10 protein-coding genes and 1 tRNA gene are annotated in these 11,922 nt (G+C 40.9%); 1 reads left to right on the forward strand and 10 read right to left on the reverse strand.

Going from position 1 to position 11,922, the window contains the following annotated elements; all coding sequences use genetic code 11:
- Positions 1–91: 91 nt before the first annotated feature.
- The 10 genes from U9M98_01640 to U9M98_01685 form a co-directional block, all read right to left on the reverse strand.
- Entirely contained in the window at positions 92–889 is a 798-nt protein-coding gene (locus U9M98_01640) for a hypothetical protein (GenBank protein ID MEA2020399.1), read from the reverse strand.
- On the reverse strand, positions 873–1,454 hold the full coding sequence (locus U9M98_01645; protein MEA2020400.1) for a YebC/PmpR family DNA-binding transcriptional regulator: 582 nt from the start codon (positions 1,452–1,454) through the stop codon (positions 873–875). Before U9M98_01645 ends, U9M98_01640 begins: the two co-directional genes overlap by 17 nt.
- 388 nt (positions 1,455–1,842) lie before the next feature.
- Positions 1,843–2,421, reverse strand: a complete 579-nt coding sequence (locus U9M98_01650; protein MEA2020401.1) for a hypothetical protein — start codon at positions 2,419–2,421, stop codon at positions 1,843–1,845.
- A gap of 50 nt (positions 2,422–2,471) precedes the next feature.
- Entirely contained in the window at positions 2,472–4,922 is a 2,451-nt protein-coding gene (locus U9M98_01655; GenBank protein MEA2020402.1) for a type IV secretion system DNA-binding domain-containing protein, read from the reverse strand.
- Positions 4,923–5,165: 243 nt separating this feature from the next.
- Complete coding sequence (locus U9M98_01660; protein ID MEA2020403.1) at positions 5,166–6,134, reverse strand: LytR C-terminal domain-containing protein; 969 nt, start codon at positions 6,132–6,134, stop codon at positions 5,166–5,168.
- Positions 6,135–6,174: 40 nt separating this feature from the next.
- Positions 6,175–6,867, reverse strand: a complete 693-nt coding sequence (locus tag U9M98_01665) for an RluA family pseudouridine synthase (GenBank protein ID MEA2020404.1) — start codon at positions 6,865–6,867, stop codon at positions 6,175–6,177.
- A gap of 19 nt (positions 6,868–6,886) precedes the next feature.
- Complete coding sequence (locus tag U9M98_01670) at positions 6,887–7,966, reverse strand: prolipoprotein diacylglyceryl transferase family protein (protein ID MEA2020405.1); 1,080 nt, start codon at positions 7,964–7,966, stop codon at positions 6,887–6,889.
- Between the two features lie 335 nt (positions 7,967–8,301).
- Positions 8,302–8,389 (reverse strand) — tRNA-Leu (locus U9M98_01675).
- Between the two features lie 44 nt (positions 8,390–8,433).
- The gene (dnaB, locus tag U9M98_01680; protein ID MEA2020406.1) at positions 8,434–9,756 is read right to left on the reverse strand and encodes a replicative DNA helicase; all 1,323 of its coding nucleotides are present in this window, start codon (positions 9,754–9,756) and stop codon (positions 8,434–8,436) included.
- Between the two features lie 14 nt (positions 9,757–9,770).
- Positions 9,771–10,385: an MBL fold metallo-hydrolase gene (locus U9M98_01685; protein ID MEA2020407.1), complete on the reverse strand. Its 615-nt coding sequence runs from the start codon at positions 10,383–10,385 to the stop codon at positions 9,771–9,773.
- Between the two features lie 270 nt (positions 10,386–10,655).
- Between U9M98_01685 and hisS the strand changes: the two genes are divergently transcribed.
- Complete coding sequence (gene hisS, locus U9M98_01690) at positions 10,656–11,921, forward strand: histidine--tRNA ligase (protein MEA2020408.1); 1,266 nt, start codon at positions 10,656–10,658, stop codon at positions 11,919–11,921.
- Position 11,922: the final 1 nt, after the last annotated feature.

Here is an 11,922-nt window from a genome sequence, read left to right on the forward strand (position 1 = left end):
CCCTTTATTATAGGATAAGTACTAACTACCGTGTTATAGGATAATAATTAGCACTTGCTGCTTCTCGCTGATAAGTCCCCTACTCTCTCACCTACCCAACACTAAACTTAAAGATGCTAACCCCTAATAATATAAGCAAAACTAAATATTCAACAATCAAGCGGCTGTTGAGCTTGTGCTCAAAATACTCTCTTTCAATTGAAATTCCAACATAGAACGCAGCCGAAATAATCAAACCTCGAAAAAACTGCTCCACGGGGACAAATGCAAAACTAAGAAAAATCTCAAGACAAAGAAAAGCAATTAGCACTGCGCCAAGAAGAACTCTCCTTTCAAATCCTTTTATCAAAAAGAAAAGAGCGAACGAAAACAGAAATGAGAAAAGAATAACAAAGAAAAGTTGGAAGATTAAAATCTCCAACCCCTTGAGAAAAACCGTAAAGGAGAAGAAAGATATAATCGTAGTTGCAAGAAAAAGTGTTGTTCGGGCTGGGCGCAGAAGAGGGATTTCCTCTTCTCTACTCCTTGCAACCTTAAAAATGTTTAAGCTAAGCATCAATGCATAAAAGAAAAAAAGAAAAAATACCACAAACGCAATTTTAAACCATGTTACTGTATACGGAAAATAATATTGGGTAAGACCTGTACTCAAAACAAAGAAAGTCGGAAAGAGAGAAACAACCAACCAGTAAAAATCAAAATCTGTTTTTAAAACAAATTTAATTCCCAAAAAAGAGGCAAGGGTAGCAATCCCTATAGAAGCAAGATTATAGGGAAATTCAAAAAAATAAACAAAAGAAAATAGCAACGAAACAAGAACTGAAAATAAAAAAAAGAGTTGCTTTTTAGAAAATTTAAAAGAAGAAGCCTTATTAATTAAAGTTTGCATTGGTAAATACATTTTCTACATCCTCATGCTGTTCTAAGATATCGAGCATTTCTTGTACTCTATGTTTTGTTTCTTTGTTTACATCAATATTAAACTGTGGTTCAGATTCTTTAAAAATATATGCAGTACAACCAGCCTCACCCAAAGAACAATTAAAATTCTCAAAAATTTTCCTAATCTCCGAAAGGGTACGGTTTTTGTTATCGGTCTCAATTTTAATAAGAAAAGCAACACCACCTGGACCATAACCTTCAAGAACCTGATTCTTGCGTATATAATCGCCTTCTCCAGCTCCTCGTTTTATTGCCCGCTCAATATTTTCTTTCGGCATGTTATGCTCCTTTGCTTCTTCAATAGCAGATCGAAGCTCAGGATTAAAATCAATATCTTTACCACCCTCTCGTACTGCAGTAGATATCTGATCTGCAAGTTTTGAAAACAGCTTACCCCGCCGGCGATCCTTCCGTTGCTTTCTATGTTTTATATTTTGCCAATGAGAATGTCCAGACATAATTAGTAGTAGGCAGTAGTCATCAGTAATCCTCGATCCGCTTTCGGCAGTCATCCTGAAGGAGTCCCGATTTATCGGGACGACTGAAGGATCCCCTGCAAAAGGCACTGTACAGTAACATCACGGTCGCCGAAGAGGCGACTTCTACCCGTCATTTAAAATTCAAAATCTATTCCCTATTCATTATTTATTATTTAGTATTTCGTATTTATTTGGAGCTTCGTATTTCGAATTTTCTTTATTTGTAATTTGTTATTTAGTGTTATTTAGTTATCGAGACCTCCAAGGATTAAACAGGTTAAACCTTGCAGGACTCTCAGGTCCGATTCTCCAGTTACGAGTTACGAGTCCCTGCCGGCCGGCAGGCAGGTCCAGTCTCTTATCTTTTATTCCTTAACTCTTATTTCTTATCTCAGCTCAACTTCGTCTTTTTTTTTCTTCCTCATTTTTCTTCCTCATTTTTCTCCTGCATTTTCTTCCCCTCTCCCCTACTCTGCTCTTCCCCACCAAGCTGCTTATCTTCTTCATTTTTTAAAACATTTTTCAAAGCTGCAAAGGGAGCTCGCTCATTTTCCTCTGGAATTAAAGCCACAGCCTCATCACCCTCCTCCCCTTGATAGTAACTAACAGCTGCCGGCAGAAGTCTATACGAGCCGTGGGAATCGACTACATGCCAAGCACCATCCTTCTTAGCCAAAACACCTCTTATTTCCCGCCGCTTTACTCTTTCCACCTGCTTAAAAAAGTTCCGCCCCTCTTTATCAATCATCTTCAACCGATCCCCATAAACCAATTCTGATTTAGAAGCATAGTTCTCAGGAACCTGATATTTTTCACCTTCCTCAGTTACCATTTCATGCCCATTAAAAGTCCCAAAAACACCAGGAAGTTCGCGAGGATCACGTTCTTTCGCCTCTTCCAGCTCATTTAGCAACCGCTTAGCTAGATGAATACTCGAAACTGCTGCTGATAATGCTTGGTGTATATTTTGGATTTTTTTTCTCTCCTTTTTCTCAGTCATTTTGTTTCCTACCTCCTTAGCAAAACTAATAAATTTTTGTAATAGCTTATCTAATCTTCTTCTTTTTCTCTCTGCCTAGCATCTTCTGCCTTAGCCATACCTAAATCAAATTGTGTTCCATTCCACTTTGCAATTGCTTCCGAAACTGCGCTTTTCCCCCGAGCATATTTCTCGCGGCTTCTTTCTATTATAGTATTCCTATTACCAGTTCTATACTCCTCATTCAAGGGAAAGGTCACTGCTGAAAAAGGCGGGGAGGTCATACCATCAATCATCAATTCCAAATAAACATGGTATTTTTCCAAACTAATCAAATCCTCTTCAGTAAAAACAGGGGTAAATTCCTCCGCCAAAACTTTTGCATCGGGAGCTCCAAGTGCAAACGAAATAATAGTACCCACATTTCCAAAAACAGCATCCTGCATCTCCTCAGGGAGCTGAGCAACATACTGGTGAGTTATATTCAAACAAAGATGATATTTCCTGGCTTCAGATAAGATAGAAGCAAAAGACCCAGAAGCAAAGTTCTGGAACTCATCAACATATAAATAGAAATTGGGTCGGCTCTCTTCCGGAATATTAACCCTACGCATAGCTTCAAATTGCATTCTCGAAACTAACATCGAACCAAGAATTTCCGAGTCGTCTACACCCAACTTACCCTTTGACAAATTAACCAAAAATATCTTTCTCTCATTCATAATTTTAGTTAAATCAAAACTGGAATGAGGCTGACCAACAATATTCCTAATAGTAGGAGAGGCAAGAAATTGCCCTAAGCGATTCTGAATAGGAGCAATTGCTTCTGTAACTAGACGATTATTAGAAAGCATTCCCTTAAACTCATCCTCCCAAAACCTCTTTACTATTGGATCGTCTATTTTGTAAACAATATAATTCCGGTAATTTTTATCTTGAAGCAAGCGGGTAACTCCTAACAAAGTAGTCCTAGGAACCTCCAACAAAGTAAGAACACAGTTTCGCAAGATGTGTTCTAGCCGCGGACCCCAAGAAAAGGAAAACCGTTTCCGAAAGACATCAATTAATCCGGAAGCAATTAAACTCTTTTGGTCAGGATCCTGCAATTCAAGCATATTAAACCCAAGGGGAAATTCCTTGTCAGCGGGGTTAAAAAGGACCACATCATCAATACGCTCCTCAGGAACAAAGTCTAAAAGGCGATCAATTGACTCGCCGTGAGGATCAATAAAGGCTACGCCTTCCCCCGCCCGCATATCTTGAATAGCCATATTCTCAAACAGAGTTGTTTTACCTACACCTGTTTTTCCAATTGAATAAATGTGCCGCGGCCGATCTTCTCGCTTAATCCCAAACCTAACCATTCTATCCCGAAAGGTAGTCAACCCCAAATAAGTTACATCCTCTCCTGCAATTGGTAAATCCAACGGAGGCTCGCCCTTTTTGTAGCGGGACCAAGCAAGTGAGGGCGTTTCCACACTTACATTTGGAAGGTGGAACACAGATGCTAGTTCTCCAGTGTTAAGAATATAAACCCAATCTTCTGGAAACTTCCGAGTTCGGTAGTTTTCCAAAAATTCATCAGGATTACCACCAACCGAACTTCTAGTAAAAGAATTAAGATTAGCAGTACTAAATTGCTTAAAAGAAGCTGAAGCACTTCTCAGCAAGCTTTCTGACTTTTCCGGGGTACTGCCAATAGCAATAAGGCGTATGGCTGTTTCAAAACCAACTCTGCTCATTTTCTCTTCCACAGCCTGAATTTCTGTTTGCTGAGAAGGTGTTAGCTGTACTCCACCGCCTTCTTCCACTTCCACCTCTCTACCTGGATAAAAAATCATAGTGGGTATATCAGTTAAAATAGAAATTACACCATTCATTACACCTTCAGAAATTTCTCCCAAAGAAAGAGCAGGTCCTCCCACACCAGAACGAACTGCATCTATATAATCATAACCCTCCTGCTGCCAAACGTCTGGGATGGGTCGGAGCAGAATCTGAATCCACACCTGATCTTCTTCACCCACCTCGGAAAGCGCACCAGTAATAGCTGCAAGGGGGTCTACATCAAAATCAGGAAAGGTTTTGATGGAAAAAATATGACTTTTAGCAAGTTCTATCTTAGCCCCACTTAGGCTCTTACCCAAATCGTCTAATTCTTCTGTATAATCATCTGCTTCTTCAATTTCTGCATTTGGATATTGAGCAAAAATCTGGCTCTTAACAAAATCTGTCAGATGCTCCGGAACCCAGGTGTAAAAATATATACCGGCAGAACTAGCTGCAATCTCAAAAGATATATGCTCTTGAATTCCAGGAGTTAGACGAAGCAATCCGTGCAGGGAAGCAAACATTTGTTCGGCTGAAAGAGCTCCTTTCTCGTTCTCTTTAGGAACTTTTATCACCAATACCTTCCCTTTATAAATAGGTTCTTTCATACCTTGTCTAGCTTTTCTTATAGCAAGCAAGGCACCACCAACCAAGGCCACAGCTGCTATAGCTACAATCAGTGTCACGCTCATCTCCTTTATTGTATGGTCTACAGGGAAAAGAGTCAAATAGCATCAGAAGAGACGCGCTAAAAGCATGGAACATAAAAACATAGAACATAGGAAATAAGAGATACGAGATAATAAATAATAAAAATAAGAAGAAAATATGAAGGGACTATAAAATTACGGGTTCGCCATTTGAAAAAAAAAATCTACCCCCGGACTAAATTCTGGTCCGGGGGTGAAGAAAGGAGAGAGACTAGGGAAATCCTATCAAAAAAAGGATTCCTTGTCAAGCCCTAATATTACAACAATATCAGCACGACGTGCCCAATTTATGTCACCGCTTAGTTCCCTAATATCATCAATTCCAAAAGCGTTAGAAAGCCTTCGCACAGTATAAGAACTTGAATTACGCGCCAAAATAACAGAATTTTCATAATTCTGTCGTGGTGCGTTAGCTACATCCAAAACAAAGCAGCCCAAATTTTCTGCCCAGGAGGCAGCATCCCCTGCCAAACCGCTCACCTTTGTTCCGTTTAATATCAAAACCTTAAACCTTTCGCTTTTTATCCTATTATCAGAACATAAATCATCCAAGGAATCGGGGCTGAGATCTTCTCCACTTGGAAATATCTCATAGCGCTGGTCTTCCCTAGTACTTAGAAACACTTTTGCTAATTTCATAAACTCAGGAAGGGAGAGATTACTCCAAAAATAACCTTTAAAACTTCTTAAATAGTGGGGCATTCTAAACACAGTAGTCCAATCAAAACTCGACCAGTCATTACAATCCCCAGAACTATTAGCCAATTTCTCCAATGCCGCCTTCTCTACTAAAAAGTAACCTTGAATAGGAATATTCAATTCACGAGAAATTTCTGTCAGAGAAAATGCAACGCCACGTGAAAGAGAAAATCTCCGAGAAGGTAAGTTTATAACAACTACTCGAGAAAGTTGGGGATTAACATGCAACACAGCCGCCTTCTCCAATGAATTATGGGAAGAGTCTTTTGCCACGAACCAAGCAAAATTAGCTGGGGAATTACTACTCCAGGAAAAATCCACCTCAATATTGTCACCAGCACGGACAAACGGGTGTTTAAAAACATGGTAGAGGTAAGAAAATGAATAAACCACACCAGCACCAAACACTACAACCAATGCCATACCTACTACCCGTAATTGCTTCTTAATTCGGCTTGTAACCCAAATTTTTTTTCTTGAGCGCGATCTAGACATGGGCAGGTTAAAAATCAGGTAAAGTGCTTACTACAACAAATTAAACTACTAATCCCTCTAAAACGTCCAAAAGTTCTTCCGGTAAGCCTATTTCAAAATATTCAAATTCCCCTGTTTCGGGATGCCGAAAACGGAGGGAAAAGGCATGCAAAAACAAACGGGGACACCACTCTTTGTCACGGCGAAAGCGCTTATCACCACTATACAAGGGATCACCAACTAGAGCGTGGTTAAAAGCAGCAAGGTGTACACGCAACTGATGTGTTCGACCCGTTTTTGGATAAAGCTCCAAAAGCGTAAAGTGCTTGCCACCCTTTTCAAAATATTTTTGCACAACAAACTCCGTAACTGCAGACCTACCCCCTTCTACCACTGCCATTTTCCTTCTCTGCTTCGGGTTTCTATCAATAGGTGCGTCTATAACACCCCGTTCAGGCTTAACCTTACCATAAGACAAAGCAAAATAGCCTTTTTCCACCTCCCTATTCTTAAACTGACTAAGCAACTTCTCAAATGCCTTTTCTTTTTTTGCTATTAATAGCAACCCTGAAGTGTCTTTGTCCAAACGGTGCACAATCCCCGCCCTCCCACCAATACCATTATCAGCAAGGGAAAAATACTTACGCAACTGGTCCTCCAGCGTATCTCCTTCCCAAGTATCACTTCGATTAACAACCAAACCCGAAGGCTTGTTTACCAACAAAATAGACGGGTCTTCATAAACAACAAACATTATAAACAAATCGCATCAGCTAGGAAATAAACTTGTCCGCCTTTTCAGCACATTCTTTGCACATAGTTGCTGCAGGATAAGCTCGAAGTCTTTGAGGATCTATCGTCTTGCCGCATCTCTCACATTCGTGGTAATTTCCCCCTTGCAACCTACTTAAAGCCTTGTCAATTTGGCTACCAAATCGATGCAAAAAATCAGACATTACCTCTACATACTCATGACTTAGAAGCTCCTCAGCCTCATCACCACTTTCAGCATTATCATCTTCTCTCCCTTCCCTAAAAAATTGATCACCCTGCCTAAGTTGGGTTGTTTCTTTCATAATCTCGTCCTTCTCGCTTCTTAGCCAATCCCGCAGCTGATTAGATATATCCTCAAGACTTACCTTCTCCTCTTCCCCAAATTTATCCTTACCACTCAGCACACGGTAACCCAACAACAAACCACACACTACCATAACAGAAGAAGCTGCCTTTTGAAAAGTAAACAAGCTATCCCCTGAATATAAACTATAAAAATCAAAAACTAAACTAACTAAGCCCGACCCCACCAAATAAAAAGAAGTTAATGCACCTACCCTAACAGATCCAAAGAGGTTAAAGAATCGCTGCCGCTCAACAACCAAAGCAAGCACGAAAAGAACTATATACGCCAAAATTTCAACCCAAATGTGAGGAACAACTAAGCGAGATACCAAAACACCAACAGACCCAAAAGCCTGTCCCAATAAAAGAGGGGGAACAGCTAAGTCAGCTAGCTTTAGAACAGACCACCCCTTACGCCTAACAAAAAGGTAAAAAGAACCGGCACCAAAAGCAAAACCACCAAGAAAATTTAACCCCGAGCCCAATGAACGAAAAACGTCGCTCCAATTGCTCTTAAAAACTGAAAAGTTTATAGCAATAAAAACCAACCTTGCCCCAAAAATTCCAGCTACAAGACTAATTAAAGAAAGGTCCAATATCTTCTCTTCATCAAAACCCTCTTCCCTAGCCCGCTGCCAAAAAAGAAAAGCTCCCAAAAATACCCCTAGAGCTAGAAGAATTCCCTGGTAATAAATTGTTACTGGTCCAAGATGTAGAAAAACGGGATCAATCATATAGAAAAAGGTTGCTTAACCTAGCCTTGTCCCGACTCGCCGTATTCGCAACCCATCAAGTCTTAAAAGATACAGGTCCTTCGCACAAGGTTACGGGCGACACCCCTTCTTCTAAACTCGCTTTGTCCCGACCTGTCGGGACCGAAGCTCGTTAAGAATGAAGCGCCGTAAATATCTTGCCACTTATGCCGTCCAATTTCGAACGCTCGCTAAAGCAGGTTAAATCACGTTAAGTTCGAAGGAAACGTGAAATCCCTCGCGGGATTAACGTCCCACTGTGAAAATTAACGAATCGGTTTCGGACTACGTCCTTACCTCTTCGAATTTTCACGTGATGGTGCCGCGGGAGGGATTCGAACCCTCACGGAGGGTGGCTCCAGCGGTTTTTGAGACCGCCCTGTCTGCCAATTCCAGCACCGCGGCATGCCTTTATTTTACCACAAAAACACTACTATTACAGCCAAATGTTACCGATCTTCTGCTTCATAAAAACGGGTTCGTTCTCCCCGGAAATACAAGGGTACTTCCCCAGTAGGGCCGTTTCTCTGCTTAGCAATTGAAAGCCGCACATCTGCTCTATTATCAGGATCAGGACGGTACAAAAACATCACTACATCCGCATCCTGCTCAATTGATCCCGAAGCTCTAAGGTCGGAAAGCTGCGGACGAGCATCTGTTCTAGATTCTACTGCCCGTGACAACTGGGAAAGAGCAAGAACAGGAGCATTGAGCTCTCTAGCCATATTTTTAAGAGCCTGAGAAATTTCCGAAACCTCTTGGACCCGATTCTCCAATCCCCTGCCCTGAGCCAACTGCAAATAATCCACCACAATCAAGCGCACCCCGTGCTCTAATTGTAATCGACGTGCTTTTATCCTCATCTCAACTACATTCGCGCCCGGAGTATCGTCAATAAAAATAGGAGCCTCTGCCAGCTCTCCCATTGCCCTCCCAATTCTCTCAAAATCATCTTCCTCCAAATTCCCTGTTGTCAACCTCCAACCATCAACGTCTGCCTGTGAAGCTAACAACCGGCAAACAAGCTGCTCTTTTGACTGCTCCAAGGAAAAAAAACCAACTGGAATCTCATCGTTTACTGCAGCATACTGGGTAATATTCAACGCTAGGCTTGTCTTTCCTACGCTAGGGCGCGACGCCAAAACAACCAGATGCGAATCTTGCAATCCCGCTAACATCTCGTCCAAAGAGGGCAAACCAGTAGGAACACCCCGAAGCTGCTCTGGATTACGGTGTAATTCGTCCAGCTTGTCAAACGCCTCCTCTAAAATACCTCTTACTGGGGAAAAATCCTGCGCAACTTGGTCCCGAGAAATGGAAAATAACCGTTGCTCAGCCTGATCCAAAAGGTCACTAGCTTCTTCCTCTTCCTCATACACTGATTCCTGAATTCGAGCAGCTGCTGATATCAATCCACGCTTAATAGCGCATTCTTTAACAATTGTTGCGTGATGAGCTGCATGCGCACTTGTTGGAACAGAATTTACTAACTCAGCCAAATATGCAGCCCCGCCTACATCTTCCAACTTGCCTTTCTTCCGTAATTCATTAGTCACAGTAATCATATCCAAGGGTTCCCTTCTCTCAAAAAGGGAATAAATTGCCTCAAAAATATCTCCATGTTTTTTACTGTAAAAGTGAGAAGGTTTGAGAAATTCAATAACGTCAACAACTGCGTCCTCATCCAAAAGCAGCGCACCTAAAACTGATTTCTCAGCATCTAAATTTTGGGGCGGAAGTCTTTCTGCCATGTAATAAATCTTCTTGTGCAAAATGCAACAGAGGTTTACGCCAACTCCAATACTACAACTTCAGTATCTTCGTCTAATGTAACATTAGACCGTAATTTAAGTTCTTCTCGCCTATCTAACTCCTCACCCATCTCTTCTATAAACTTCTCCACCGCCGCCAAATCTCTTAAACCATCGTAATCCATTTTGTAATTCATAGGAATAACAATTCCTGGTTCAATTTGAGCCACCACTTCAGCAGCTTTTTCTGGTTCGATTGTTTCTACGCCACCCACTGGCACAAAAAGCACACTAGTCTCCCCTACTTCTGCTAACTGCTCATCAGTCAACACATCGTTAATAGGACCAAGATGCATAAAGCTTACTCCATCTATAATAAACTGGTAAAAAGTAGCGCCGTTCAGGGTTCCCGCAAGAACATGAATACCCTCTACCTCATACTCTCCAGGACCAGTAGCTACATACTTAAAATCGTGCACAGCTTGTACATTGTTATGCGCGGGATCATCCTTCGTTACCAAAACTAAATCTCCCTTCCTTTCCGGTAGGCTTAAACCGCTAACCTTCTCTGAAAAGGGATCAATAACAACACTACTACGTTTACCTCTTACTTTGAAGCAAAAATGTCCAAAATACTCAACCTTTAACATGTGTAAAATACATCTTACCAAAAACTGAACCACCTGAGAAGACCCTGACCCAAATAACCTACCAAGGCAAGTTTTAACCAACATCCGGTACATGGTATGCGCTACGCTTTGCTAGTTACCAGTTTCCGGTTTCTTCTTTCTTATTCGTAGTATATTCGTTGTACGAATAGAATTTATACCTTAATTATTCGCAATGTATTCGCTATCCCAATGCTTACTACTAACTACTGATTACTAATACCAGCTTCTTTTTGCTATAATATTGCCAACATGAGCAAAAGTAATGAAGATTTACAAAATCTAAAGGGTTTTCGCGACTTCCTTCCCTCAGAAATGAAAATTCGCAAGTATGTGCTAGGCGTCCTAAAGGATGTTTTCACTTCCTATGGATACGAACCGCTAAAAACTCCTTCTCTAGAATACGCAGAAACTTTACTTGGAAAATACGGTGAGGAAACAGACAAGTTAGTCTATCAATTTACTGATCAGGGAAATCGACAAGTTGCCCTTCCATATGACCTAACAGTACCAACAGCCAAAATCCTCAGTATGTATCAAGCAGAAATACAAATGCCATTCAAGCGCTACCAAATCCAAAGAATATGGCGGGCAGAGAAACCACAAAAAGGGCGGTACCGCGAGGTTTTACAATGCGATATTGACATTTTTGGAATTGAAAATCAGTTAGCAGATGCGGAAATCATTACCGTTATCTACCAAGTCTTTTCCAAACTAGATATACCAAATTTTAAAATATTTATTAATTCCCGACCCGCACTATTCAAAATGCTTTCAAAATTGGGTATAGAGCAAAACAAATGGTCTACTACTCTTCAGACTCTAGACAAAATTGATCGAAAGACAAAAAGCGAAGTTGAAAAAGAGCTGGTTGAAAAAGGCTACACGAAAAGCAAGAGTACAAAGATACTAAAAGAATGGAAAGCTCTTTCTCCCCAAGAAAACGATCCAAAGTTAAAAACACTAGAAACTTATCTACAAGCTCTAGGAGTACCCAAAGAAATTTACGAGTTTACACCTACCTTGGTCCGCGGTTTAGATTATTACACTGGACCAATTTTCGAAACCAAGGTCACAGAACCAGATTTTGGCTCAGTAACAGGAGGGGGGCGCTACGACAACTTAGTAGAAAAGCTAGGTGGTCCAAAAACACCTGCAGTGGGTACAACAATAGGATTAGATCGAATTTGTGATGTAATTAAAAAACTAAACCTACTGGAAGGGAAAGTAAAACCATCTGTGGATCTACTCCTAACCATCTTTAATCCCGATCTTCTTGAAAAAACAATTAATATAGCGCAAGAAATCCGCTCGCAAGGCTTTTCCACCGAACTTTTCCTAGATCCCAACACCGACCTCCGAGATCAGCTAGCCTATGCTAGTAGAAAGGAAATCCCTTACGTAGGAATTATCGGACCCCAAGAAGCAAAAGAGGAGAAAATTACTCTAAAAAATATGCAAACTGGAGAACAAACCTTGGTAAGTACCAAAAATATAGGAAAAACCCTTGAAAGTTAAG

This window comes from Patescibacteria group bacterium, from assembly GCA_034659915.1.
In the GTDB taxonomy this organism is placed as follows: domain Bacteria; phylum Patescibacteriota; class WWE3; order JAUXAW01; family JAYEID01; genus JAYEID01.